At 72.3% G+C, this 24,176-nt stretch carries 24 protein-coding genes; 16 read left to right on the forward strand and 8 right to left on the reverse strand.

Annotated features, from left to right (window positions below):
• Positions 1-101: 101 nt before the first annotated feature.
• Positions 102-1,436 carry a PH domain-containing protein gene (locus ACFRAC_RS21580; protein ID WP_382925910.1) on the reverse strand — a complete coding sequence of 445 codons (1,335 nt, stop codon included), beginning with the start codon at positions 1,434-1,436 and terminating at the stop codon, positions 102-104.
• Positions 1,433-1,951, reverse strand: coding sequence for a PH domain-containing protein (locus ACFRAC_RS21585; RefSeq protein WP_382925913.1), 519 nt, complete (start codon positions 1,949-1,951; stop codon positions 1,433-1,435). Before ACFRAC_RS21585 ends, ACFRAC_RS21580 begins: the two co-directional genes overlap by 4 nt.
• A 31-nt stretch (positions 1,952-1,982) precedes the next feature.
• Here ACFRAC_RS21585 and ACFRAC_RS21590 point away from each other — a divergent pair, with 31 nt between their 5' ends.
• A complete protein-coding gene (locus ACFRAC_RS21590) occupies positions 1,983-3,134 on the forward strand; it encodes an NADH-quinone oxidoreductase subunit D (RefSeq protein WP_382925916.1) in 1,152 nt (383 codons plus the stop codon).
• 26 nt (positions 3,135-3,160) lie between these two features.
• Here the strand turns inward: ACFRAC_RS21590 and ACFRAC_RS21595 are convergent, their stop codons facing one another.
• Positions 3,161-4,162, reverse strand: coding sequence for an SAM-dependent methyltransferase (locus ACFRAC_RS21595; protein WP_382925919.1), 1,002 nt, complete (start codon positions 4,160-4,162; stop codon positions 3,161-3,163).
• Between the two features lie 129 nt (positions 4,163-4,291).
• Here ACFRAC_RS21595 and ACFRAC_RS21600 point away from each other — a divergent pair, with 129 nt between their 5' ends.
• From ACFRAC_RS21600 to ACFRAC_RS21610, 3 genes are all read left to right on the forward strand, one after another.
• A complete protein-coding gene (locus tag ACFRAC_RS21600; RefSeq protein ID WP_382925922.1) occupies positions 4,292-5,509 on the forward strand; it encodes a sensor histidine kinase in 1,218 nt (405 codons plus the stop codon).
• 66 nt (positions 5,510-5,575) lie between these two features.
• The gene (locus tag ACFRAC_RS21605; protein ID WP_382925925.1) at positions 5,576-6,247 is read left to right on the forward strand and encodes a response regulator; all 672 of its coding nucleotides are present in this window, start codon (positions 5,576-5,578) and stop codon (positions 6,245-6,247) included.
• Positions 6,248-6,273: 26 nt separating this feature from the next.
• Entirely contained in the window at positions 6,274-6,906 is a 633-nt protein-coding gene (locus tag ACFRAC_RS21610; RefSeq protein ID WP_382925928.1) for an AAA family ATPase, read from the forward strand.
• A 24-nt stretch (positions 6,907-6,930) separates the two neighbouring features.
• Here the strand turns inward: ACFRAC_RS21610 and ACFRAC_RS21615 are convergent, their stop codons facing one another.
• Positions 6,931-8,034 (reverse strand): DUF5937 family protein, encoded by a 1,104-nt coding sequence (locus tag ACFRAC_RS21615; protein WP_382925931.1) that lies wholly within the window; start codon positions 8,032-8,034, stop codon positions 6,931-6,933.
• 348 nt (positions 8,035-8,382) lie between these two features.
• The gene (locus ACFRAC_RS21620) at positions 8,383-9,579 is read right to left on the reverse strand and encodes a threonine aldolase family protein (RefSeq protein ID WP_382925934.1); all 1,197 of its coding nucleotides are present in this window, start codon (positions 9,577-9,579) and stop codon (positions 8,383-8,385) included.
• Positions 9,580-9,766: 187 nt separating this feature from the next.
• Here ACFRAC_RS21620 and ACFRAC_RS21625 point away from each other — a divergent pair, with 187 nt between their 5' ends.
• The 10 genes from ACFRAC_RS21625 (at position 9,767) to ACFRAC_RS21670 (ending at position 18,048) form a co-directional block, all read left to right on the forward strand.
• Positions 9,767-10,696 (forward strand): Rossmann-like and DUF2520 domain-containing protein, encoded by a 930-nt coding sequence (locus ACFRAC_RS21625; RefSeq protein WP_382925937.1) that lies wholly within the window; start codon positions 9,767-9,769, stop codon positions 10,694-10,696.
• Complete coding sequence (gene panC / locus ACFRAC_RS21630; RefSeq protein WP_382925939.1) at positions 10,693-11,685, forward strand: pantoate--beta-alanine ligase; 993 nt, start codon at positions 10,693-10,695, stop codon at positions 11,683-11,685. The genes ACFRAC_RS21625 and panC overlap by 4 nt, the downstream gene beginning before the upstream one ends.
• A complete protein-coding gene (locus tag ACFRAC_RS21635) occupies positions 11,682-13,391 on the forward strand; it encodes an L-aspartate oxidase (RefSeq protein ID WP_382925942.1) in 1,710 nt (569 codons plus the stop codon). Before panC ends, ACFRAC_RS21635 begins: the two co-directional genes overlap by 4 nt.
• 5 nt (positions 13,392-13,396) lie before the next feature.
• A complete protein-coding gene (nadC, locus tag ACFRAC_RS21640) occupies positions 13,397-14,368 on the forward strand; it encodes a carboxylating nicotinate-nucleotide diphosphorylase (RefSeq protein WP_382925991.1) in 972 nt (323 codons plus the stop codon).
• Positions 14,369-14,376: 8 nt separating this feature from the next.
• On the forward strand, positions 14,377-15,174 hold the full coding sequence (locus ACFRAC_RS21645; RefSeq protein WP_382925945.1) for a type III pantothenate kinase: 798 nt from the start codon (positions 14,377-14,379) through the stop codon (positions 15,172-15,174).
• Positions 15,175-15,342: 168 nt separating this feature from the next.
• Positions 15,343-16,017: a hypothetical protein gene (locus ACFRAC_RS21650; protein WP_382925994.1), complete on the forward strand. Its 675-nt coding sequence runs from the start codon at positions 15,343-15,345 to the stop codon at positions 16,015-16,017.
• 47 nt (positions 16,018-16,064) lie between these two features.
• A complete protein-coding gene (locus ACFRAC_RS21655) occupies positions 16,065-16,244 on the forward strand; it encodes a hypothetical protein (protein WP_361345310.1) in 180 nt (59 codons plus the stop codon).
• A 180-nt stretch (positions 16,245-16,424) separates the two neighbouring features.
• Complete coding sequence (locus tag ACFRAC_RS21660) at positions 16,425-16,904, forward strand: BlaI/MecI/CopY family transcriptional regulator (protein ID WP_382925997.1); 480 nt, start codon at positions 16,425-16,427, stop codon at positions 16,902-16,904.
• A 9-nt stretch (positions 16,905-16,913) separates the two neighbouring features.
• Positions 16,914-17,477, forward strand: coding sequence for an amino-acid N-acetyltransferase (locus ACFRAC_RS21665; RefSeq protein ID WP_361345306.1), 564 nt, complete (start codon positions 16,914-16,916; stop codon positions 17,475-17,477).
• 232 nt (positions 17,478-17,709) lie between these two features.
• The gene (locus tag ACFRAC_RS21670) at positions 17,710-18,048 is read left to right on the forward strand and encodes an Lsr2 family protein (protein ID WP_055624684.1); all 339 of its coding nucleotides are present in this window, start codon (positions 17,710-17,712) and stop codon (positions 18,046-18,048) included.
• A gap of 1 nt (position 18,049) precedes the next feature.
• On the opposite strand, the gene ACFRAC_RS21675 is transcribed toward ACFRAC_RS21670, so the two are convergent.
• Positions 18,050-18,736: an SCO3374 family protein gene (locus ACFRAC_RS21675; protein WP_382925950.1), complete on the reverse strand. Its 687-nt coding sequence runs from the start codon at positions 18,734-18,736 to the stop codon at positions 18,050-18,052.
• A 429-nt stretch (positions 18,737-19,165) separates the two neighbouring features.
• Here ACFRAC_RS21675 and ACFRAC_RS21680 point away from each other — a divergent pair, with 429 nt between their 5' ends.
• A complete protein-coding gene (locus ACFRAC_RS21680; protein WP_086867140.1) occupies positions 19,166-21,691 on the forward strand; it encodes an ATP-dependent Clp protease ATP-binding subunit in 2,526 nt (841 codons plus the stop codon).
• A gap of 69 nt (positions 21,692-21,760) precedes the next feature.
• On the opposite strand, the gene ACFRAC_RS21685 is transcribed toward ACFRAC_RS21680, so the two are convergent.
• Positions 21,761-22,396 carry an HAD family acid phosphatase gene (locus tag ACFRAC_RS21685; protein WP_382925953.1) on the reverse strand — a complete coding sequence of 212 codons (636 nt, stop codon included), beginning with the start codon at positions 22,394-22,396 and terminating at the stop codon, positions 21,761-21,763.
• Between the two features lie 494 nt (positions 22,397-22,890).
• Between ACFRAC_RS21685 and ACFRAC_RS21690 the strand changes: the two genes are divergently transcribed.
• A complete protein-coding gene (locus tag ACFRAC_RS21690) occupies positions 22,891-23,496 on the forward strand; it encodes a M23 family metallopeptidase (protein WP_382925955.1) in 606 nt (201 codons plus the stop codon).
• A 1-nt stretch (position 23,497) separates the two neighbouring features.
• Here ACFRAC_RS21690 and ACFRAC_RS21695 read toward each other — a convergent pair whose 3' ends face one another.
• Positions 23,498-24,097: a TetR/AcrR family transcriptional regulator gene (locus tag ACFRAC_RS21695; protein WP_382925958.1), complete on the reverse strand. Its 600-nt coding sequence runs from the start codon at positions 24,095-24,097 to the stop codon at positions 23,498-23,500.
• Between the last annotated feature and the right edge of the window lie 79 nt (positions 24,098-24,176).

Here is a 24,176-nt window from a genome sequence, read left to right on the forward strand (position 1 = left end):
TCCCCTCCAACACCCCCCCCCGGGCCGGGGCCGGGGGTCACCCCGCCCCGGGGGGGGGGGGGGGGGGGGGCGCCCGCCCCCCGCCGCCCCCCTCGTGCTTCTCACACCATCCAGCGGTCCGGCCGTGCGTCCCGGCGTCCCGTGCGGGACCGCTCGGCCTGCGTCCGCAGCAACTCCGCGGCCTCCCCGGCGTCCCTCAGCCGCGCGGTGACGGTCTTGCCGGCCCCGGTGTCCACGTGTACGTCGGCGACGTTCCACCGCCGCTCCCAGGGCCCCTGCGTGAGCCGTACGCTCTGCACCTTCGCGTGCGGGACGAGGGCCAGGCTGCGGCTCAGCAGACCCGAGCGGGCCGCGAACACCGCGTCCGTGACGGCCAGTCCGTGCCCGCGCCACCACAGCGGCACACACCGGCCGGCCCGCCGGGGCGGACGCGCCAGTGCCTCGCGCGGCGGGACGGTCACCCCGGGCAGCACCCGGGCGACGACCGACTCGGCGATCTCGCGCGGGGCGACCGGCAGCAGCACCGAGTTGGACGAGCCCGCCACGTCCAGCTCCACCCGCACCCAGCCGCGCCGCCGCCACAGCAGCGGCTCCACCAGCCGTACGGTCTGCACCCGGCCCGGCGGCACCGTCTCGTGGGCGCGGTCGAGCAGGCCGTGGTCGAGGCGCAGCCCGTCCGGGGACTCGCCCACCGTCCAGTCGTACTCGGTGACGAACCGTCCGACGCTGGCCGCGCCGGCCGCACCGACCAGCGGGACCGCCGTGGCGAGGACCGTCCACGCGCTCTGCGTGACCAGCCACAGCACGGTCGGCACGACGAGCGCGGCGGCCAGCGAGCCCCAGGTCGCGCCGGTCAGGACGAGGGAGACGGCGAGGACGCGCGGCGGCACCCGCAGCAGCTCACGGGAGGGCGCCTCGCCCACCTCGTGAGCGGTCTCCGGCGCGAACCCGGCAGCGCGCGCGAGGAGTTCCGCGCGCAGGGCGCGCGCCTCCTCCGCCCCGAGGAAGGCGAGTTCGTCCTTCTTGTCCGTGCCGACGACGTCCAGTTTCAGCTTGGCGACGCCCGCCACGCGCGCGAGGAGCGGCTGGGTGACGTCGATGGCCTGGATGCGTTCCAGGCGGATGTGCGCGGTGCGCCGGAACACCAGGCCCGTACGGATGCGCAGTTCGCTGTCGGTGACGGCGAAGTGCGTGTACCACCAGGTGAGGAAGCCGTACAGGGCGGCGGCCGGGACCAGCACGGCGAGCGCGATCAGCAGGGTCGTGGTCGTCAGCCGGGTCAGCTGGCGCTGCGCCTGGTCGGGGTCGTGCACCGCCCACCCGATGAGCACGGCGACGGGCGCCCACGCGCGTCTGAGCGGCGTCACAGGGTGCAGCCGGCGCTCCGACACGCGCCGCGCCTCGCGCAGGGCGCCTTCGGCGCCCGGAGTCGTCACAGGCCCGCCGATCGGGCCTCGCCCAGCTCGGTGAGCCGGTCCCGCAGCCGCTCCGCCTCGGCCGGGTCGAGGCCGGGGATGGTGGCGTCGGTCGCGGCGGCGGCCGTGTGCAGCTGCACGCTGGCCAGCCCGAAGTGACGTTCCACCGGCCCGGAGGTGACCTCCACCAGCTGCATGCGGCCGTACGGCACGACCGTCTCCTCCCGCCACAGCACACCCCTGCTGATCAGCAGGTCGTCGGCGCGCTCGGCGTAGCGCCAGGAACGCCAGTTGCGTCCGAGCATCACCCAGCCCCACACCATGAGCGCCGGCGGCAGTGCGGCGAACGCCGCCCAGCCGGGCCCGGCGAGCCAGCCGAGCAGCACGCCCAGTCCGGCCGTCAGCAGTCCCAGCCACACCACCAGCAGCAGCCGGCGCATCCGCAGCAGCCCCGGCGGCAGCGCGGTCCACACCGGTTCGTCCCCCGTGCGCGCCTCCGGCGTGATTCCCGTGTTCTTCGGGCTCCCCGTCTCCATGGGGCCAGCGTACGTAGGGGAGACTGGGTCCATGACTCCTACGACGGAGACCATGGTCGGTATCGGCGGCGCCGCGGAGAGCACCGACATGGTGCTCAACATCGGCCCCCAGCACCCCTCGACGCACGGTGTGCTGCGCCTCAAGCTCGTCCTGGACGGCGAGCGCATCATGAGCGCCGAGCCGGTGATCGGCTATATGCACCGCGGCGCGGAGAAGCTCTTCGAGGCCCGTGACTACCGCCAGATCATCATGCTCGCCAACCGGCACGACTGGCTGTCGGCCTTCTCCAACGAGCTGGGCGTCGTCCTCGCCGTGGAGCGCATGCTCGGCATGGAGGTGCCGGAGCGCGCCGTGTGGACGCGGACGCTGCTGGCGGAGCTGAACCGCGTCCTCAACCACCTGATGTTCCTCGGGTCGTACCCGCTGGAACTGGGCGGTATCACGCCGATCTTCTACGCCTTCACCGAGCGCGAGGAACTCCAGCACGTCATGGAGGAGGTCTCCGGCGGGCGCATGCACTACATGTTCAACCGGGTGGGCGGCCTCAAGGAGGACCTCCCGGCCGGCTGGGCCACGCGCGCGCGTACCGCCGTCGCCGGCGTGCGCTCCCGCATGGACCGGTTCGACGACCTGGTCCTCGGCAACGAGATCTTCCGCGGACGCACCCGGGGCGTGGGCGCCCTCTCACCGGAGGCCGTGCACGCGTACGGCGTGAGCGGGCCGATCGCGCGCGCCTCGGGCGTCGACTTCGACCTGCGCCGGGACGAGCCGTACCTGGCCTACGGCGAACTCGGGGACGTCCTGAAGGTGGTGACCCGCGAGGAGGGCGACTGCCTCGCCCGGTTCGAGTGCCTGCTGGAGCAGACGCACAACTCCCTCGACCTCGCGGACGCCTGCCTCGACCGGCTCGCGCAGCTGCCGCCGGGGCCGATCAACCAGCGGCTGCCCAAGGTGCTGAAGGCGCCCGAGGGGCACACGTACGCGTGGACCGAGAACCCCCTCGGCATCAACGGCTACTACCTCGTCAGCAAGGGCGAGAAGACGCCGTACCGGCTGAAGCTGCGCTCGGCCTCGTACAACAACATCCAGGCGCTCGTGGAGCTGCTGCCGGGGACGCTGGTCGCGGACATGGTGGCGATCCTGGGGTCGCTGTTCTTCGTGGTCGGGGACATCGACAAGTAGCCCCGGGCGGAGTCGTCACGCGCGGTTCACCGCGCGTCCAGGACGTCCGGGACGCCGACCGGCTGGAGCAGCCAGCCGAAGTCCCCGAACCCGCCCGTCGCCGTCAGCTCAGCGGCCTCACCGGCGCTCGCGAGGGCGCGCACGTACTCGGCGGGGCGCGTGGAGGCGAGTTCGAGTGAGGGGCGTGCGCCGGTGATGCCGAGGGCGCGCAGCGCCTCGCGCTGGGAGAGCAGACGGGCGCCGGGCAGCGCGCACGCGTCCAGCGCCACATGGGCGGTGAGATCGCACGAGCCGTCCGGCACAGGGGCCGTCTCCCGCCCGTCCCGGAAGCCCGTCAGCGTGCCGAAGGGCGGCCGTGACCGGCGCGTGTGCGCGTAGTCCACGGCGACCGCCAGACCCCGCTCCAGCGTGCCGGCCACGGCGGCCCACGCCTCGTCCCGGGGCAGCCCGATCTCGGCGCGCAGGCCCTCGCCGCCCCCCTCGGGCAGGGGCCACCAGCGGGCGAGCCACCCCGCCTCGGCGCCGGTCACCGGCTCCCCGAGGCGTTCGGCGCCGTCCCGCCGGACCAGGACCCGGCGCGGCGCTCCCGAGCCGTCCACCTCGGCGACCTCCACCGGGACGTTGTCCAGCCACTCGTTGGCGAACAGCAGGCCCGTGACCCGCCCCGGCGGCTCGGCCAGCCATGTGACCCGGGGGTCCAGTCCCGGTGGGCGGGCGGCGATCTCTACGGCGTACGCGCGTGTGCGGGCCGCCACCTCGGCGGGGAGCGCGGCCAGCACCCCCGTCACCAGCTCGCCCCGGCCCGCCGCCATGTCGACCAGGTCCAGGGTCTCCGGCCGTCCCAGCGCCTCGTCCACCCGGCACAGCAGCCGGGCCACCGCGGCCGCGTAGAGCGGCGAGGCGTGCACGGACGTCCGGAAGTGCCCGGCCGGTCCCTCCGGGCGGCGGTAGAAGCCCTCCGGCCCGTACAGGGCGGATTCCGCCGCCGCCCGCCACCCCTGCCACGCGTCGGTCGCCTCTGCTGCCACCGGCCCAGGCTAGGCCGCTTTCCCGCGTACAGGAGAGCGGGCCCTCCACCTTGCGGAGTACGCGCGCGGGGCGGGGATCGGCCCTCCGGTTGACCCCTGCACGCATCTGGTGTCCCTACGCTGGGTCACGTGCAGCGCCTCTATGACTTCCTCCGCAGGCACCCGACCGGGGTGGACACCTTCTGGGCCGTCCTCCTGTTCGGGATCTCCGCGGTGAGCGTGGCCGTCCAGCCGGAGGGCGGGCAGGCCGGCGGCCAGGGCACCGGGTCCGAGGCCGTCATCGTCCCGGTCCTGCTGCTGCTGTCCCTGGTCATCGCGTTGCGCCGGCGGATGCCGGAGAAGATGCTGCTGCTGGCCATCGGGGTCGGGCTGATGCAGCTGGTGCTGGACGTGGCGACCACGCCCTCCGACTTCGCCTTCCTGGTGATCACCTACACCGTCGCCGCGACCGGCGCCCGCTGGGCCTCCCGGCTCGCGCTGGGCGCGGGCCTGTGCGCGGCGCCCCTGTCCCAGCTGCGGTGGCCGGAGAAGGAGGCCACCGTCCTGAGCAACGTGGCGCTGATCATCTTCCTCACGGTGCCGTTCGCCCTCGCCTGGGTGCTCGGCGACTCCATCCGCACCCGCCGCGCCTACTACGAGCAGCTGGAGGAGCGCGCGACCCGGCTGGAGAAGGAGCGCGAGGCCCAGGCGAAGGTCGCGGTCGCCGCCGAACGCGCCCGTATCGCGCGCGAACTGCACGACGTCGTCGCGCACAACGTCTCCGTGATGGTGGTGCAGGCCGACGGCGCCGCCTACGTCCTCGACGCCGCCCCCGACCAGGCCAAGAAGGCCCTGGAGACGATCTCGTCCACGGGCCGGCAGGCACTCGCCGAGATGCGCCGCCTGCTCGGCGTGCTGCGCACCGGCGAGCACCAGGAGACCGGCGAGTACGTCCCGCAGCCCGACGTCGACCAGATCGACGAGCTCGTCGAGCAGTGCCGCAGCTCCGGGCTGCCGGTCGACTTCAAGGTCGAGGGCACCCCGCGCCCGCTGCCCAGCGGCGTCGAGCTCACCGCGTACCGCATCGTGCAGGAGGCGCTCACCAACACCCGCAAGCACGGCGGACCCAACGCCGGGGCGAGCGTGCGCCTGGTCTACTTCGACGACGGCCTCGGGCTGCTCGTCGAGGACGACGGCAAGGGTGCCCCGCACGAGCTGTACGAGGACGGCGGCGCCGACGGCCGGGGGCACGGCCTGATCGGCATGCGCGAGCGGGTCGGCATGGTCGGCGGAACCCTGGACGCCGGACCGCGGCCGGGCGGAGGATTCCGCATCAGCGCGCTGCTGCCGCTGAAACCGGCCCACTGACACGGCCCCGGCACACTCGTAGGGCCCGGAAGAACCGGAAGCCCGAAAGACACGGAAGAGGACCCGATGGCGATCCGCGTGATGCTCGTCGACGACCAGGTGCTGCTGCGCACCGGGTTCCGGATGGTGCTCGCCGCCCAGCCGGACATGGAGGTCGTCGCGGAGGCGGGGGACGGTGTCGAGGCCCTCCAGGTACTGCGCTCGACCGCCGTCGACGTCGTCCTCATGGACGTCCGCATGCCGAAGCTGGACGGCGTGGAGACCACCCGCCGCGTCTGCTCGGAGCCCGAGCCGCCCAAGGTGCTGATCCTGACCACCTTCGACCTCGACGAGTACGCGTTCTCCGGGCTGAAGGCCGGGGCCTCCGGGTTCATGCTCAAGGACGTGCCGCCCGAGGAACTCCTCGGCGCGATCCGCGCGGTGCACAGCGGCGACGCCGTCGTGGCCCCGTCGACGACCCGGCGGCTGCTGGACCGGTTCGCGCCCATGCTGCCCTCCACCGGCGGGGAGCCGAAGCACAAGGAGCTGGAGCGGCTCACCGACCGGGAGCGCGAGGTCATGGTCTTGGTCGCGCAGGGCCTGTCCAACGGCGAGATCGCGGCCCGGCTGGTCCTGTCCGAGGCCACCGTGAAGACGCACGTCGGCCGCATCCTGACCAAGCTCGGCCTGCGCGACCGCGTGCAGGTGGTCGTCCTGGCCTACGAGACGGGCCTGGTCCGGGCGGGCGGGCACGGTTGAGCCCCGAGACGGCCCAGGGTCGGCGCATGCTCCTGTGGATCAACGGCCCCTTCGGGGGCGGCAAGACACAGACCGCACACGAGATCCGGCGCCGGCTGCCCGGCAGCGTCGTCTGCGATCCCGAGCACGCCGGGTTCGGGCTGCGGCGCGTGCTCCCGCCGGAACTGCGCGGGGACTTCCAGGACCTGGCCGCCTGGCGGCAGGGCGTCGTCGAGGTCCTCGACCTGGCGCTCACCCGGCACGGCGGCGTGGTCATCGCGCCGATGACCGTCACGCACCCGGACTACTTCGCCGAGACCGTGGGCCGGCTCGGCGAACTGGGCCACGACGTCCGGCACTTCACGCTCCTCGCGGAGCGCGAGACCGTCCTCAGGCGGCTGCGCGAGCGCGGCTTCGGGCGTCTGGCGCAGTACGTCGCCGGGAAGGGCGCCGGGCTGCGCCGGGAGAGCTGGGCGGTGTCCCGGCTCGACCACTGCCTGGAGCGGCTGCGTCAGCCGGAGTTCGCCGAGCACCTGTGGACCGACCGCACGAGCGTGCCGAGGACGGCGGACCGGATCGCCGTCCTGGCCGGACTGGAACTCCGGCCCAACGACGAGGGCGCGGTCCGCACGCGGCTGCGGCAGGCCGCGGTCGGGATCCGGCACATCCGCCTCGACTGACGGCGGCCCGCGTCCCGTGCGACGTCATCTCAGCAGCGCTTCGAGGAAGTCGCTGCCGAGCCGCGCCACCGCGGTCACGTCCAGCTGGTACAGGACGTACCGCCCCCGGCGGCGGGTCGTGATCAGGCCCGCCTTCTTGAGGACGCTCAGGTGCCGGGATATCTCCGGGGCGGACATGCCGTGGATCTGGACGAGCTCGCTCGTGGTGTACGTGCTGCGGGCGAGGTTGCGGCACAGCTGCATGCGCACCGGGTGGGACAGCGCGGTCATGCGCAGGGTCAGCTGCCCGACCGACGGCGGTGACGCGATCTCCGGGGAGCCGACCGGGTAGTGCAGGACCGGCTGCCAGCCGTACCGGTGCAGCACCGTCAGATGCGGCCAGCCCAGGCTCGTCGGCACGAGCAGCAGACCGCCGTCCCTGATGAGGCTGTGGCCCTGGCGGAGCTTGTCGATGGTGATGCGTCCGGCGGCCTCGTCGACCGTCACCGCCGCGGAGACCGAGGTCAGCGCCTCGGCCAGCCCTTTGTGCCGCAGGAGGTCGGTCCTGTGGCGGGCGTCGGCGGTGAGCTGGTGGCGCAGGCGTGCCCAGGTGTCGGCGAAGAACGCCTCGTCGCAGTCCTGCAGGAACTGCCGCAGCCAGGCCCGGATCAGCGCCGGCTCGTCGAGCAGCCGCCTGCTGAACCGCAGTTGCTGCGGCCCGCGCGCGGCGGCCAGCTCCAGGGCGCGGCGGTGCAGCTCGGCGTCGGCGAGCACGCTCCGGCTCGGCGTGCCGTAGGGCAGGGCGCAGGTGAATTCCAGGGCCGCGTCCACGAACTGCTCGTCGGAGAGCTTGTCCAGCAGATCCAGTTCCTCGGCGAGCGTCGCGCCGGGCAGGGCTCCGCCCGGGACGCCCGCGTAGGGCAGGAACAGGTCCGAGAACGTCGTCCGCCACAGGAAGTCCGCCTCGCACATGCGGTCGGCCAGGTGCGGGTCCAGCCGGGCCGTCACGCCCGTCACCCAGCCCTGGAGGCCCGGGTGGTGCCCCGGCTCGGACAGCGCGTGCAGCGCCATGCCGAGCTCGGCGAGAGGGGAGGGCACGACGGCGACCCTCTCCGGCCGCAGCCCCGCGACGTCGATGCTCACGCTCATGCCCTCATGGTGCACCCCGCCACCGACAACGCGGCCGTCGATTGACGGCGGCCGTCAATCGACGCGACAGCGGCACGGACCCGGAGCAGTCCGGGACTTCCGCGGGGGTCACGGGGCCGCCCGTCGCCCCGCGATCCGGGAGAGGGCGACCGGCCATGAGCAGCATCCGGGAGCACCTCCTCGACACCCGCCGGGCCCGGTGGCTCGGTGAGGCGGAGCCCCCGTGCCCCGGGCAGCCACGACCGGCGAATCCTGCGCGAGAGGCGCGGGGTGCGCGAGTTCCGGGCCGTCGTGGCGGGCCGCCGGCCCGCGGCCCGGTACGGCGGGCCCTGGACCGGAGGCGGCACGCTACCGGCTGGCCTCCTGCCGCAGCCGTGCCACGAACCCGGCGACGGCCTCCCGCACGTCGTCGGCCGACCAGTCGAGCCCGGGGTCCTCGACGCAGACCTCGGTGGAGGCCAGTCCGGGGCCCCCGGCCTCCCACGCGCGGGCGAACAGGAACGTCCCCGTCTCCTCCGCCTGCCGGACCGCCGCCTCCGCGAGCACCTCGGCGTCGTACGGCAGCCACAGCTGGAACTGGTGGGTGTGCGGCGGCTCGGGGTGGACCCGCGCCCACGGCACCTCGGCCTCCGCGAACTCCTCGCGCAGCGCGGCGGCCACCACGCGCGCGTGGGCGACGTACTCGGGCAGCCGGGGCAGCCGCGTCTCCAGGCCCACCAGCGCGGACAGCACGGTGGGGAACTGCTGGAAGACCTGGCCGCCGTACCGGTGCCGCCAGGTCTTCGCCTCCTCGATCAGGGAGCTGGGGCCCGCCAGGGCCGCCCCCCCGAAGGCGTCGAGCGACTTGTAGAACGACACGTACACGCTGTCCGCCAGGCCCGCGATCTCCTCCAGCGGGCGGCCGAGCCGGACCGTGGACTCCCACAGCCGGGCGCCGTCGACGTGCACCACGGCGTCCCGCTCGCGCGCCGCCTCCACCACCTCGGTCAGTTCGTCCCAGGTGGGCAGGACGAACCCGGCCTCCCGTAGGGGAAGTTCGAGCATGAGCGTCCCGAAGGGCTCCGCGAGGTCCCGCACCTCGGCGGCCGTCGGCATCCGGGGCTCGGACGTCACCCGCACCGGGCGCAGGCCGCTGACCTGACTGAACGCGTTGCGCTCGTGCACCTCGGGGTGGCTCAGCGCGTGCAGGGCGACCGCCGGGTTCCCGGTGCGGCCCGCCCAGCAGCGCAGGGCGATCTGCTGGGCCATGGTGCCGGTCGGGAAGAACGCGGCGGCCTCCATGCCGAGCAGCCCGGCGACCCTCTCCTCCAGTGCCTCGACGACGCGGTTGCCGTAGACGTCCGACGGTTCGTCCAGGTCGTACACGTCCTGGGCCGCGTCCAGCAGCGCCAGGCGTTCCCGGAGGGTCTTCTGGAAGCCGTGGCGCGCGAGCACGCGCGACGCGGTGCGCTGGGCGGTGATGCGCCGCTCGCGCAGCCGCCCCCGCCGTTCCTCGTCCGACGTGTCGTGCTCCTGGTGGCCGCGCCGCGGCGCCGTGTCGCTCATCCGGGGATGATCCCGTACGGGGGTGCGCGCGAGCACCCGGATTACGCGGCACCGGCCGCCTCCGCCCCGGGGTCGTGCGATGGCCCACAGCCTGTGGACGACCGGGCCCCTCCGGGACCAATCGCGTTAACATGACGAGAAATCGTCCGGTACCCCGAGCGGACTGGAACGGGAAGGCCACCGTCGAGTGAGTACAAGCCAGCAACCGGATCCCAGGGACCGCCCCGCGCGGCTCACCGTCGGTGTCGTCGGCGCCGGCCGGGTGGGCCCCGCGCTCGCCGCGTCCCTCCAACTGGCCGGACACCGCCCGGTCGCCGTCTCGGGGGTCTCCGACGCCTCCCGGCGCCGCGCCGAGGACCTGCTGCCCGGGGTGCCGCTGGTGCCGCCCGCCGAGGTCCTGGCCCGCTCCGAGCTCGTACTGCTGACCGTGCCCGACGACGCGCTCCCCGGCCTGGTCGAGGGGCTCGCCGAGACCGGCGCGGTCCGCCCCGGCCAGCTGCTCGTGCACACCTCCGGGCGGTACGGCGCGAAGGTCCTGGACCCGGCCCTGCGCGCGGGCGCGCTGCCGCTCGCCCTGCACCCGGCGATGACCTTCACCGGCACTCCCGTCGACGTCCAGCGCCTGGCCGGCTGCTCCTTCGGTGTCACCGCCCCGGAGGAGCTGCGGCTGGCCGCCGAGGCCCTGGTCATCGAGATGGGCGGCGAACCCGAGTGGATCGCCGAGGAGTGGCGCCCGCTCTACCACGCGGCCCTCGCTCTCGGCGCGAACCACCTGGTCACCCTGGTCGCCCAGTCCATGGAGCTGCTGCGCGAGGCGGGCGTGGCCGCCCCCGACCGGATGCTGGGGCCGCTGCTCGGCGCCGCCCTGGACAACGCTTTGCGGTCCGGTGACGCCGCCCTGACCGGCCCCGTCGCGCGCGGCGACGCGGGCACCGTCGCCGCGCACGTCACCGAGCTGCGCCGGCACGCGCCGCAGACCGTCGCCGGCTATCTGGCGATGGCCCGCGCCACCGCCGACCGCGCACTGGCCCACGGGCTGCTGAAACCGGAGCTCGCCGAGGACCTGCTCGGCGTGCTCGCGACCGGGACCGACGGCGCCGAGGGAGAGGCCCTATGACCACCACCCTGCTGCGTACCGCCGCCGAGCTGCACGCGCGCGTGCGCACGGGCCGCCGTGCCGTCGTGATGACGATGGGCGCCCTGCACGAGGGGCACGCCACCCTGATCCGCACGGCCCGCCGGATCGCCGGACCGGACGGCGAGGTCGTCGTCACCGTCTTCGTGAACCCCCTCCAGTTCGGCGCCGGCGAGGACCTCGACCGCTACCCGCGCACCCTGGACGCCGACGTCGAGCTCGCCGGACGGGCAGGCGCGGACGTCGTGTTCGCCCCGGCCGTCGACGAGGTCTACCCGGGCGGCGAGCCCCAGGTCCGGGTCACCGCCGGACCCATGGGGGAGCGGCTGGAAGGCGCCTCCCGCCCCGGCCACTTCGACGGCGTGCTCACCGTCGTCGCCAAGCTGCTCCACCTGACCCGTCCCGACGTCGCCCTGTACGGGCAGAAGGACGCCCAGCAGCTCGCGCTGATCCGCCGGATGGCCCGCGACCTGAACTTCGGCGTGGAGATCGTCGGCGTCCCCACCGTGCGCGAGGAGGACGGCCTCGCGCTGTCCAGCCGCAACCGCTACCTCTCGCCCAAGGAACGGCGCACGGCGCTCGCCCTGTCGCAGGCGCTGTTCGCCGGCGCCGACCGGCACGCGGCCCAGGAGGCGCTGCGCGCGCGGGCCCGCGAGGTCCCGGCCACGCGTGCGCGTGCCGAAGCCCTCAGCGCCATCGGCGAGTCACGCGCCGCGGCCGACGCGCACGCCGTCGCCAAGGCCACGCCCGGCGCGGCCGCGGCCGTCCGTGCCGCCGCCCGCCTGGTCCTGGACGAGGCCGCCCGGCTCACGCCGCCGCTCGAACTGGACTACCTCGCCCTCGTCGACCCGTCCGACTTCACCGAGATCGGCGACGACTTCACCGGCGAGGCCGTCCTCGCCGTCGCCGCCCGGGTCGGCGCGACCCGGCTGATCGACAACATCACCCTCACCTTCGGAGCCGCCTCGTGACCAGCACAGGCATACGACTGCACGCGCCAGCGCCCGGGTGGGCCATCTCCGCGGACGTCGTGGTCGTCGGCTCCGGCGTGGCGGGCCTGACGGCCGCCCTGCGCTGCGAGGCGGCCGGCCTCGACACCGTCGTCGTCACCAAGGCACGCCTGGACGACGGCTCGACCCGCTGGGCCCAGGGCGGCATCGCCGCCGCGCTCGGCGAGGGCGACACCCCCGAGCAGCACCTGGACGACACCCTGGTGGCCGGCGCCGGGCTGTGCGACGAGGAGGCCGTGCGCATCCTCGTCACCGAGGGCCCCGACGCCGTCCGGCGGCTGATCGAGACCGGCGCCCACTTCGACGAGTCCTCCGAGGGCCGCCTCGAACTCACCCGCGAGGGCGGCCACCACCGCCGCCGCATCGCCCACGCGGGCGGCGACGCGACCGGCGCGGAGATCTCCCGCGCCCTGGTCGAGGCGGTCCGCGCGCGCGGCCTGCGCACCGTCGAGAACGCGCTGGTGCTCGACCTCCTCACGGACGCCGAGGGCCGTACCGCGGGCATCACCCTGCACGTCATGGGCGAGGGGCAGCACGACGGCGTGGGCGCGGTGCACGCGCCCGCCGTGGTCCTGGCCACCGGCGGCATGGGCCAGGTCTTCTCGGCGACGACGAACCCGTCCGTGTCCACCGGCGACGGCGTGGCCCTCGCGCTGCGCGCGGGCGCCGAGGTCAGCGACCTGGAGTTCGTGCAGTTCCACCCGACCGTCCTGTTCCTCGGCGCGGAGGCGGAGGGCCAGCAGCCGCTGGTCTCCGAGGCGGTGCGCGGCGAGGGCGCCCACCTGGTCGACGCCGACGGCGTGCGGTTCATGGTCGGACAGCACGAACTGGCGGAGCTCGCGCCCCGGGACATCGTCGCCAAGGGCATCACGCGGCGGATGCAGGAGCAGGACGCGGAGCACATGTTCCTCGACGCCCGGCACTTCGGCGCCGAGATGTGGGAGCACCGCTTCCCGACGATCCTGGCCGCCTGCCGCGCGCACGGCATCGACCCCGTCACCACGCCCATCCCGGTCGCCCCGGCCGCCCACTACGCCTCGGGCGGCGTGCGCACCGACTCCCGGGGCCGTACGACGGTCCCCGGCCTGTACGCGTGCGGCGAGGTGGCCTGCACCGGCGTGCACGGCGCCAACCGCCTCGCCTCGAACTCGCTCCTGGAGGGGCTCGTCTACGCCGAGCGCATCGCGGCCGACATCGCCGGGGCCCGCGCGGCGGACGGCCTCACCGCGCGCGTGCCGCAGCCCGTGCCGTACCCGGAGGGCCCCGAGCACCCCCTGCTCGCCCCCGAGGCCCGCTTCGCGATCCAGCGGATCATGACCGTCGGCGCCGGCGTGCTGCGCTCCGAAGCCTCCCTGACCGAGGCCGCCGAGCAGATCCGCCGGCTGCGCGCCGAGGCCCGCGACGCCCTCGTGGAGAACGGCAAGACCGCCGAGCCCGGCGTCGACACCTGGGAGGCGACGAACCTGCTGTACGTGGCCCGCGCCCTGGTGGCCGCCGCCCGGATGCGGGAGGAGACCCGGGGCTGCCACTGGCGCGAGGACCGGCCCGACCGCGACGACACGGCCTGGCGCCGCCACATCGTCGTACGCCTGAACCCCGACCGCACACTCGCCGTGCACACCACCGACACCGCAGACCTCCCCCCGACCCGGCCCCAGGAGCAGTGACAGCAGTGACCACCCCCGACCTTCCCCTCGCTTCGAACGGCGGCTGCGGCGACGACTGCGCCTGCGGCGCCGGCGAGGAGTACCTGGAGTGCGGGCTCGACCCCGCGCTCGCCCAGCTCCTCGCCGACGCGGGTCTCGACCCCGTCGAGGTCGAGGACATCGCCAATGTGGCCCTGCAGGAGGACCTCGCCGGCGGCGTGGACGTGACGACGGTCGCGACCATCCCCGAGGAGGCCGTCGCCACCGCCGACTTCGTCGCCCGCGAGGGCGGCGTCGTGGCCGGCCTCAGGGTCGCCGAGGCGGTCCTCTCGATCGTCTGCGAGGACGAGTTCGAGGTCGAGCGGCACGTCGAGGACGGCGACCGGATCACAGCGGGGCAGAAGCTCCTGTCCGTGACCACCCGCACCCGCGACCTGCTGACCGCCGAGCGCAGCGCCCTGAACATCCTGTGCCGTCTGTCGGGCATCGCCACGGCCACGCGCGCGTGGGCGGACGCCCTGGACGGCACCAGGGCGAAGGTCCGCGACACCCGCAAGACGACGCCGGGCCTGCGCGCGCTGGAGAAGTACGCCGTGCGCTGCGGCGGCGGCGTCAACCACCGCATGTCCCTGTCGGACGCGGCCCTGGTCAAGGACAACCACGTCGTCGCGGCGGGCGGAGTGACACAGGCCTTCAAGGCGGTCCGCGAGGCATTCCCGGACGTGCCGATCGAGGTCGAGGTCGACACCATGCACCAGCTCCGCGAGGTCGTGGACGCCGGCGCCGACCTGATCCTGCTGGACAACTTCACGCCGGTCGAGTGCGAGGAGGCCGTCGCGATCGTCGACGGCCGCGCCGCCCTGGAGGCGTCCGGCCGGCTGACCCTCGACAACGCCGAGGCGTACGCCGCCACCGGCGTGGACTACCTCGCCGTCGGCGCCCTCACCCACTCCTCGCCGATCCTCGACATCGGCCTGGACCTGCGAGCGGCGGAGTAGGTACCGGCATGCTGCTCACGATCGACGTAGGCAACACCCACACCGTCCTCGGCCTCTTCGACGGCGAGGACATCGTCGAGCACTGGCGCATCTCCACGGACGCGCGCCGCACCGCCGACGAGCTCGCGGTCCTCCTGCAGGGCCTGATGGGCATGCACCCGCTCCTCGGTGACGAACTGGGCGACGGGATCGACGGCATCGCCATCTGCGCGACCGTCCCGTCGGTCCTGCACGAGCTGCGCGAGGTGACCCGCCGCTACTACGGAGACGTTCCCGCCGTCCTCGTCGAACCGGGCGTGAAGACGGGCGTGCCGATCCAGTTCGACAACCCCAAGGAGGTCGGCGCCGACCGCATCATCAACGCGGTCGCGGCGAACGAGCTGTACGGCGGCCCGGCGATCGTCGTCGACTTCGGCACGGCGACCACGTTCGACGCGGTCTCCGCGCGCGGGGAGTACGTGGGCGGCGTGATCGCGCCCGGTATCGAGATCTCGGTGGAGGCCCTCGGGGTCAAGGCCGCGCAGCTGCGGAAGATCGAGGTGGCCCGGCCCCGGACCGTGATCGGCAAGAACACCGTGGCGGCGATGCAGTCGGGCATCGTCTACGGCTTCGCGGGCCAGGTCGACGGGGTGGTCACCCGCATGGCGCGCGAGCTCGCGGACGACCCCGACGACGTGACGGTGATCGCCACGGGCGGGCTGGCCCCGACGGTGCTCGGGGAGAGCACCGTCATCGACGAGCACGAGCCGTGGCTGACCCTGATCGGGCTCCGCCTGGTCTACGAACGCAACGTCGCCCGGACCTGACCCCGCCACCAGGGCCGGTCACGCCGTATCGGCCCTGGTGAGCCCGGTCGTCGTCCCGCGCACCCCCAGCTGGGTGTCTCCCCGGCGACACCCATTCCCCTATGCCGGGATTGTCCGATTAGCGCGTATCGTCGCGGCATGCCCACGCCCTACGGATCCCTCGGCGGTATGGCCTTCGGTGCGGAGGAGCTGCGTGTGCTCCGCCGCGCCCTGGCCCTTGCCCTCCATGCCGGCCCCGCCTCGGCAGAAGACGTCCATGACTGTCTCCATCTCGCCGAGTCGCTCGACGAGGCGATCCGCGAAGGCGCCCGGCAGCGCGCCTTCCTGCTGGACGACCTCGCCCGCTACCGCGCCGCCCTCCCCGGCGGCGCGATGGGCTACCTCGCCCTCCTCGCGGAGGCCCTGGACGCCGGGCACCGGCCCACCGCCGACGACCTCGCCGCGCTCGGGGCCCTGCGCGGCAACCGCGTCGCGGCCGCCCTGCTGGCCCGCTGCCGCCCCCAGGCCGCGACGGACGTGGTGGCCCTCCTGCCGCGGTCCGCCCCCGCCCCGGCCGCTCCGGCCAGGCCGGTCATCCCGGCGTCCCGTGCCCGCCTCCAGGCCCTCCCTGGGGGCCTCGCGGACGCGGCCGTCACCCTGCCCGCCCAGGCCGCCGGGGACGAACCCGCGAAGCCGGCCCGCAAACGGCCCGCCGAGAAGCCGGCCACCCCGGCGCCGGCACCCGGCCGGGAGCCCGCCGCCCCGAAGCCGGACCGCCCCATCCCGACCCCCGGCGAGGTCTTCCCCCGCCGCAAGCCCGCCCCGCCGGCCGCCGCCGCGCCCCAGCAGCTGGCGGCCGGCTGACCGCCCCTGCGCGAAGATCGCCGCGCCCCGTGGCTACCCTGGGGCCCATGGACTACGTCTCCGCACTGCTCCCCCCGGTCGTGATGGCCGTGTTCTTCATCGGGCTGATCCGGGTGATCGTGAAGACGCAGGGCGGGGCGAACAAGGCCAAGGAGGACGCGGCCGTGGACGCCGCCCTGGCACGCGCGGAGGGCTCTCGCGGGACTTCCTCGCAGCCCGACGCCTGACCCGCCCGGCCCCTCCGGCGTACGGCTCCGGCCACGCACGCTCTCCGTGCGCTTTCCGGGTCGTACGCCCTTTTTGTTCGGCTTTGCCGCTGAAGGTGCACGTCGGAGAGCAAACGATCAGTTCTGCCACTATTGTTCTGAGTTGTGCCTCGCCCCTTGGGAGAACTCGAAGACGCGGTCATGACGCGGGTGTGGAAGTGGAACCGCCCCGTGACCGTTCGAGAAGTCCTGGAAGATCTCCAGCAGGAACGGTCCATCGCGTACACGACCGTGATGACCGTTATGGACAATCTTCATCAGAAGGGCTGGGTCCGACGCGAGGCGGAAGGCCGCGCCTATCGATATGAGGCGGTCTCCACTCGCGCCGCCTACGCGGCGGCCCTGATGAACGAGGCCTGGTCGCAGAGCGACAACCCCGCCGCCGCTCTCGTCGCGTTCTTCGGCATGATGAGCGAGGAACAGCGCACCGCCCTGCGGGACGCCGTACGCATCGCCCAGGGCCCGGAATCGGCCGAGCCGCCGCAACCGCCCGATACGCGCGGCGTTACCGGCGGCGATAGCGGCGGCGCCTATACCTCCGGCACCGATACCGACTCCCATACGGGCGGCGATACCGCTGAGGAGAACCCCGGCTCGGCACAGGGGCCCGGCGGGCGATAGCGTCCGCTCATGTCAGCAGAGAGTCACTCCGGGGGAAGCGCCTCGGCGGGGAGCCAGGAAGTCACCGCAAAAGCCATCACCGTCCGGCGGGCGCGTACCGGCGATGTCCCGGTGGTGCGCCGACTGCTTGACGCGTACGTCCAGCGCCGGATCCTGCTCGACAAAGCCACGGTCACGCTTTACGAGGACATCCAGGAGTTCTGGGTCGCGGAACGTGACGACAACGGCGAGGTCGTCGGCTGCGGTGCCCTGCACGTCATGTGGGAGGACCTGGCGGAAGTCCGCACCCTGGCCGTGAAGCCCGGCCTGCGGGGCGCCGGCGTCGGGCACCAGTTGCTGGAGAAGTTGCTGCACACCGCGCGCTGGCTGGGTGTTCGCCGGGTTTTCTGTCTGACCTTCGAAGTGGACTTCTTCGGCAAGCACGGCTTCGTCGAGATCGGGGAGACCCCGGTCGACACGGATGTCTACGCCGAGCTGCTGCGTTCCTATGACGAAGGCGTCGCGGAGTTCCTGGGTCTCGAACGAGTGAAACCGAACACCTTGGGCAACAGCCGGATGCTTCTGCATCTGTGATCGCCGGATCGGCAAGCCGTATTCCGCCCGACCGGGCATGCCCAGGTGCCCTATGTCCGAAACGCGTATGTTTCCGGGGCGTGGGCGGGAGCCGGTCTCTCCCGGGGGTTTGTGTTTTTCCGGCAAAAGCGGTTTGCTTTCCGACGTACTGCAGTACTGCATATAACAGGGGACGGCGAAACGGCGGACGCCGCGACCCCCGGCCCTCACGTTATCGATGAAAGGAAATCCGGTGGCACAGAAGGTTCAGGTCCTTCTTGTCGATGACCTCGACGGCGGCGAGGCGGACGAGACCGTGACGTTCGCGCTGGACGGCAAGACGTACGAGATCGATCTCACCACTGCCAATGCGGACAAGCTCCGTGGCCTTCTCGAGCCTTACGTGAAGGGCGGCCGTCGCACCGGAGGCCGTGCTTCGGGTGGGCGTGGAAAGGCGCGTGCCGCCTCCGGCGGCGGCAGCCAGGACACCGCGCAGATCCGTGCGTGGGCGAAGGAGAACGGCTACGAGGTCAACGACCGCGGCCGTGTGCCCGCGAGCATCCGCGAGGCCTACGAGAAGGCCAACGGCTGAGCTACGGACCGACGGGCGGCCGGGTATGTCCGCGCCGCAGCCGCAGGCGGTGGCAGTGCGTCGCCACCGTGTCCAGCACCCGCACCAGATCGGGGGCGTCCCCACCGCCCCCAAGGGCCGACAGCGTCGGCAGTGAGGCCTCGACCTCGTCCCCAGGCTCGGGGGGCCGCAGCCACACGGCGGCCCCCTGCACGGCACCGGAGCGGCCCCGCGGAAGCGGTCGCGTCCCGCCCGGCTCCGGCAGCACCGGCCGGCCGGCGGAGCCTCGTACAGGCGTCATGAGCCCCTGCCCGGACGGCAGGGGCGCCTCCATGTGGGCGCCCGCGCCGAGCACCTCCAGGTCGAGCGGCAGCGCGCCCCACTCCAGCCAGTCCAGCACCCCCGGCACCTCCGGGGCGCTTCCCGCCGCCACCAGCAGCCGCATCCGGCCGCCCAGGGCCGCCACCGGGGACCCGGGGGCGAGATGGCGCAGCGCGGCCCGGCCCGCTTCGGCCGGGACGTCCAGCACGTCGAACCGCACCCCCAGGCGCAGGCGCAGGCACGGCGCGGGGCCGGGCGGGGTGAGCAGCGCCGCCCAGCCGAGGACCGTCCCGTACCACCGGCGGAGCGGTGCGTGCGGATCGGGCGGCCGACGGGGCGGGGGGATCGCGGCGGGTTCCGCGGCGACGGCGGGGCGGGGGCCGACCATGTCCGGTGAACAGCCGGACCACCTGGACGGTTACGGTGTGTGTTTCGGCGGCTGCGCAGCGTCCGGCTCTGGGGGGTGCTCGGAGGTGTGAGGCGGCGCAAGGTTGTTCGCCCGTAGCGGAGGGAACCGGGGGCCACGGCATGGAGTGTCAGTCCCCGCGGGTAAGACATCCCTAGTGGGAGGGGGCGACACGCAGCAGAGTGAGTCTCACGTTCGCCATCGGCGTACTGGTGGTGAGGGTAACCACCTGGCCTGCGGGAACATCGTCTCGCACCATCGGGTTGGAGCAGATGTCGGCGTCACGGGTCAGGAGGCCATCCACGGTGTCGGCAGTTGGAATGAGCGGTCCCCGCTTGCGGGACTAAGCTGCGGAAGGACAGGGAGGGGAAGTTCCCCCCACTGCCTGACCGCTCTGAGGAGCGATTAACGATGTTCGAGAGGTTCACCGACCGCGCGCGGCGGGTTGTCGTCCTGGCTCAGGAAGAAGCCCGGATGCTCAACCACAACTACATCGGCACCGAGCACATTCTCCTGGGCCTGATCCATGAGGGTGAGGGTGTCGCCGCCAAGGCCCTTGAGAGCCTCGGGATTTCGCTCGAGGCGGTCCGCCAGCAGGTGGAGGAGATCATCGGTCAGGGCCAGCAGGCCCCGTCCGGGCACATCCCCTTCACCCCCCGTGCCAAGAAGGTCCTGGAGCTGTCGCTCCGCGAGGCCCTTCAGCTGGGCCACAACTACATCGGCACGGAGCACATCCTGCTCGGCCTGATCCGTGAGGGCGAGGGCGTCGCCGCCCAGGTCCTGGTCAAGCTGGGCGCTGATCTGAACCGCGTGCGGCAGCAGGTGATCCAGCTGCTCTCCGGTTACCAGGGCAAGGAGACCGCCACCGCCGGCGGGCCTGCCGAGGGCACCCCCTCGACGTCCCTGGTCCTCGACCAGTTCGGCCGGAACCTCACCCAGGCCGCTCGTGAGTCCAAGCTCGACCCGGTCATCGGGCGCGAGAAGGAGATCGAGCGGGTCATGCAGGTGCTGTCCCGCCGTACCAAGAACAACCCGGTCCTGATCGGTGAGCCCGGCGTCGGCAAGACCGCCGTCGTCGAGGGCCTCGCCCAGGCCATCGTCAAGGGCGAGGTGCCCGAGACCCTCAAGGACAAGCACCTCTACACCCTGGACCTCGGCGCGCTGGTCGCCGGCTCCCGCTACCGCGGTGACTTCGAGGAGCGCCTGAAGAAGGTCCTCAAGGAGATCCGCACCCGCGGCGACATCATCCTGTTCATCGACGAGCTCCACACGCTGGTCGGTGCGGGTGCCGCCGAGGGCGCCATCGACGCCGCTTCGATCCTGAAGCCGATGCTGGCCCGCGGTGAGCTGCAGACCATCGGTGCGACCACCCTGGACGAGTACCGCAAGCACCTGGAGAAGGACGCGGCCCTCGAGCGCCGCTTCCAGCCCATCCAGGTCGCGGAGCCGTCCCTGCCGCACACGATCGAGATCCTCAAGGGTCTGCGTGACCGGTACGAGGCCCACCACCGGGTCTCCATCACGGACGAGGCACTGGTCCAGGCCGCCACCCTGGCCGACCGGTACATCTCGGACCGCTTCCTGCCGGACAAGGCGATCGACCTGATCGACGAGGCCGGTTCCCGGATGCGCATCCGCCGGATGACCGCGCCGCCGGACCTGCGCGAGTTCGACGAGAAGATCGCCGGTGTCCGCCGGGACAAGGAGTCCGCGATCGACTCGCAGGACTTCGAGAAGGCCGCCTCCCTGCGCGACAAGGAGAAGCAGCTCCTCGCCGCCAAGGCCAAGCGGGAGAAGGAGTGGAAGGCCGGCGACATGGACGTCGTCGCCGAGGTCGACGGCGAGCTGATCGCCGAGGTCCTCGCGACCGCCACCGGCATCCCGGTCTTCAAGCTGACCGAGGAGGAGTCGTCCCGTCTGCTGCGCATGGAGGACGAGCTCCACAAGCGGGTCATCGGCCAGGTCGACGCCGTCAAGGCGCTGTCGAAGGCGATCCGCCGTACGCGTGCCGGTCTGAAGGACCCGAAGCGTCCCGGTGGCTCGTTCATCTTCGCCGGCCCCTCCGGTGTCGGTAAGACCGAGCTGTCCAAGGCGCTCGCCGAGTTCCTCTTCGGCGACGAGGACGCGCTGATCTCCCTCGACATGTCGGAGTTCAGCGAGAAGCACACGGTCTCGCGGCTCTTCGGTTCGCCTCCCGGCTACGTGGGCTACGAAGAGGGTGGCCAGCTGACCGAGAAGGTCCGCCGCAAGCCGTTCTCCGTGGTCCTCTTCGACGAGGTCGAGAAGGCCCACCCGGACATCTTCAACTCGCTGCTGCAGATCCTGGAGGACGGTCGCCTGACCGACTCCCAGGGCCGGGTCGTGGACTTCAAGAACACGGTCATCATCATGACGACCAACCTTGGCACCCGGGACATCTCCAAGGGCTTCAACCTGGGCTTCGCGGCCTCGGGCGACACGAAGACCAACTACGAGCGCATGAAGAACAAGGTGTCGGACGAGCTCAAGCAGCACTTCCGCCCCGAGTTCCTCAACCGCGTCGACGACGTGGTCGTCTTCCCGCAGCTCACGCAGGAGGACATCCTGCGGATCGTCGACCTGATGATCGGCAAGGTGGACGAGCGCCTGAAGGACCGGGACATGGGCATCGAGCTCTCCCAGTCCGCCAAGGAGCTGCTGTCCAAGAAGGGTTACGACCCCGTGCTGGGCGCCCGGCCGCTGCGCCGGACCATCCAGCGCGAGATCGAGGACTCCCTGTCGGAGAAGATCCTCTTCGGCGAGCTGCGCCCCGGCCACATCGTGGTCGTGGACACCGAGGGCGAGGGTGAGAGCAAGACCTTCACCTTCCGCGGCGAGGAGAAGTCGGCCCTGCCGGACGTCCCGCCGATCGAGCAGGCCGCCGGTGGGACGGGCCCGAACCTGAGCAAGGAGGCGTAAGCCTCACGACCCACCCGAAGGGGCCGGTGCCGACCAGCACCGGCCCCTTCGGCGTGCCCGGACGGTTTCCTACGACAGCTGTCCGTCGTAGTCGGGGAGCTTGTACGTCTTCTCGGCGTGGCCGCCCGAGAGGTCGGTGGCGCTGTTGCCGATGTTCGCGATGATCGTGTAGCCGCGCTTCTCGATGTCGGCGCGCTGGGCCGTCTTGTAGTCGGCGACGTTCTTGAACAGGTCGAGGAACCCGCGCACATACAGGCCCGACACCTCGTAGCCGACGTGCTCGAGGTTGAAGTCGGTGGCCCCGGCGATGATGCCCGGGCGGGCCGTCACGAAGAACAGGGCGACACCGTGGTCCTGGGCGTACTGGGCGACCCGCAGGGGGGGCCTGTTGGCCGGCTGCGGGAAGCTGAAGCCGAAGTCCGTCTCCAGGGTCGTGTTGTCGATGTCGAAGACGATCGCCTGCCGCTCACCGGGCCGGGCGTCGGCGATCCGCTGCTTCAGATCCGGCAGGGCCTGGTCCATCACCGCCTGGCAGTCCCGTTGCCAGGTGGCGTAGTCGACGTCCGCGGCGGCCGTCACGGCGGTCGTGGCGGCCGCGGACGTCGTCGCGGGCGCCGCCGCTTCGGCGGGTACCGCGAGGGCCACGAGGGCGGCGGCGGAGGTGGTTCCGACCGCGATACGGCGCGCCCAGGGGCGAAGCGTCATGTGGGGGGTCCTCTCACGTCATGTGCGCTGACTTGTCGCGTGCATGGTCGTGGAACGTAGTGACGCGCGGGAATCCCGCGGGTTACCGGACGGTAGCCGACGAAGAGGCGTGGCTCACAGAGGCGGGCGCGAATTCGTTACCGAAAGGCCCGTGCATTCACGTAGTGCCGGTCACATTCCGGGGTTCCGGAGAGGGCGGGGCCGGTGACATGGGGCACAGGAGGTACGTCACTTACTAGCGGAAATAGTGGACGTACCCAAAGGGGTAAAACGGGCAGGCGCCCCTGGTGCGGCCCCCTGCCAGGGCTTGTGACCTGGTTCGTCCGTATTGGGCGCTCTGCCAAGATTCATTGATTTTTACGAGGAAGTACTAGAGTCCGTCGTAGATAGGGGGTTTTGTTCCAGGGCGGGAGTGGGGTTACCAAGGATGACGCCATCCGGTGCGGCTCACGTGCCGAATGGCCTTTCCTGTCGTCTCCCCCACGAGGTTTCGAATGTCCCCGCGCTTTTCTCTCCGTTCGCCCCGTACGTCCGCGCTCCGCACCCGTGCAGCTGTGCTGGCCGCCGGCCTGGGGGCCTCGGTCGTGCTGGGCGCCGGAGGCGCGGTCGCTGCCGAGATGAACTCGGGCACCGGTGCCTCCGCCGCCGTCACGGCGCAGAGCGCCGCCGCCAAGAAGGCCGTGTCCTGGGTGGCCCCGGTGAAGAAGTACACGAAGTCCGCCTCGTTCATGCAGAACGGCGCCCGCTGGGCCCACAAGCACAGCGGTCAGGACTTCGCGGTGCCCAGCGGCACCCAGGTCGTGGCCGCGCACGGCGGCACCGTCGTGAAGGCCGGCGGCAACGGCGCCGGTGACGGTCCGGCGTACGGCAACGCGATCGTGATCAAGCACGGCAACGGCACGTACTCCCAGTACGCCCACCTGTCGCGCATCGAGGTGCGGATCGGCCAGGTCGTCAAGACCGGCCAGGAGATAGCCAAGTCCGGCAACACCGGTAACTCCACCGGTCCCCACCTGCACTTCGAGATCCGCAAGACCCCCAACTACGGCTCCGCGGTCGACCCGGTGTCCTTCCTGCGGGCCCAGGGTCTGCAGGTCTGACCTACCGCGACGTCCGGGCGCCCTCATGCGCCTGGGTGACCAGATCGATGGCGACCTCGAGGACGGCTTCCCGCTTGTCCTCGGGGTCGCCTTCGAGGTCTCTGAGCACGAACATCCCGGCGTGCAGCGTGAACAGCGCGCTGACGCAGCGCACCTGGTCGACCAGCTCGGCGTCCGGGTCGATGATGATGTCCCGCATGCCGAGCATGCGGGACTTGAACATCTCGCCGATGCTCAGCTCGCGGACCGTCGCCTGGTTCTCCTGCATGAAGCGGAAGAGCGGGGCCGCGTCGGTCAGGGTCTGGCTGTAGCGGCGGACGATCTCCTGCTTCGTGTCCAGGGTGTGCGGCTGCCGCCGGCCCCACTCGATGAGCTCCTCGATCGGCTTCGTCAGATCCTCGAAGAGGCTGACGATGATCTCTTCCTTGGTCTTGAAGTGGTAGTAGAGCGCGGCCTTGGTGACGTCCAGGCGCTCGGCGATCTCCCGCAGCGAGGTCTTCTCGTATCCCTGCTCGGCGAAGAGCTCCAGGGCCACGTCCTGGATGCGCTGGCGGGTGTTCCCGCGGCGCCGCTGTTTGGTGCCGTCCATGGTGCCACCCATCCTCGTACTCCTCGGCCCTCAGGAAAACTTACTTGACGCCCGGCTAGTTCACTGTCTAATTTCCTCCCTGAGTGTAGGC

Source organism: Streptomyces sp. NPDC056628, assembly GCF_042792555.1.
GTDB lineage: Bacteria > Actinomycetota > Actinomycetes > Streptomycetales > Streptomycetaceae > Streptomyces.

Coding starts and splice junctions, on each gene's coding strand:
- ACFRAC_RS21610 (WP_382925928.1), top strand. CDS start 6,274: ATGCTCCTGTGGATCAACGGCCCCTTCGGGGGCGGCAAGACACAGACC.
- ACFRAC_RS21585 (WP_382925913.1), bottom strand. CDS start 1,951: ATGGAGACGGGGAGCCCGAAGAACACGGGAATCACGCCGGAGGCGCGC.
- panC (WP_382925939.1), top strand. CDS start 10,693: ATGACCACCACCCTGCTGCGTACCGCCGCCGAGCTGCACGCGCGCGTG.
- ACFRAC_RS21675 (WP_382925950.1), bottom strand. CDS start 18,736: ATGGTCGGCCCCCGCCCCGCCGTCGCCGCGGAACCCGCCGCGATCCCC.
- ACFRAC_RS21695 (WP_382925958.1), bottom strand. CDS start 24,097: ATGGGTGGCACCATGGACGGCACCAAACAGCGGCGCCGCGGGAACACC.
- ACFRAC_RS21660 (WP_382925997.1), top strand. CDS start 16,425: ATGACGCGGGTGTGGAAGTGGAACCGCCCCGTGACCGTTCGAGAAGTC.
- ACFRAC_RS21650 (WP_382925994.1), top strand. CDS start 15,343: ATGGCCTTCGGTGCGGAGGAGCTGCGTGTGCTCCGCCGCGCCCTGGCC.
- ACFRAC_RS21665 (WP_361345306.1), top strand. CDS start 16,914: ATGTCAGCAGAGAGTCACTCCGGGGGAAGCGCCTCGGCGGGGAGCCAG.
- ACFRAC_RS21605 (WP_382925925.1), top strand. CDS start 5,576: ATGGCGATCCGCGTGATGCTCGTCGACGACCAGGTGCTGCTGCGCACC.
- ACFRAC_RS21690 (WP_382925955.1), top strand. CDS start 22,891: ATGTCCCCGCGCTTTTCTCTCCGTTCGCCCCGTACGTCCGCGCTCCGC.
- ACFRAC_RS21615 (WP_382925931.1), bottom strand. CDS start 8,034: ATGAGCGTGAGCATCGACGTCGCGGGGCTGCGGCCGGAGAGGGTCGCC.
- ACFRAC_RS21620 (WP_382925934.1), bottom strand. CDS start 9,579: ATGAGCGACACGGCGCCGCGGCGCGGCCACCAGGAGCACGACACGTCG.
- ACFRAC_RS21590 (WP_382925916.1), top strand. CDS start 1,983: ATGACTCCTACGACGGAGACCATGGTCGGTATCGGCGGCGCCGCGGAG.
- ACFRAC_RS21655 (WP_361345310.1), top strand. CDS start 16,065: ATGGACTACGTCTCCGCACTGCTCCCCCCGGTCGTGATGGCCGTGTTC.
- ACFRAC_RS21680 (WP_086867140.1), top strand. CDS start 19,166: ATGTTCGAGAGGTTCACCGACCGCGCGCGGCGGGTTGTCGTCCTGGCT.
- ACFRAC_RS21685 (WP_382925953.1), bottom strand. CDS start 22,396: ATGACGCTTCGCCCCTGGGCGCGCCGTATCGCGGTCGGAACCACCTCC.
- ACFRAC_RS21645 (WP_382925945.1), top strand. CDS start 14,377: ATGCTGCTCACGATCGACGTAGGCAACACCCACACCGTCCTCGGCCTC.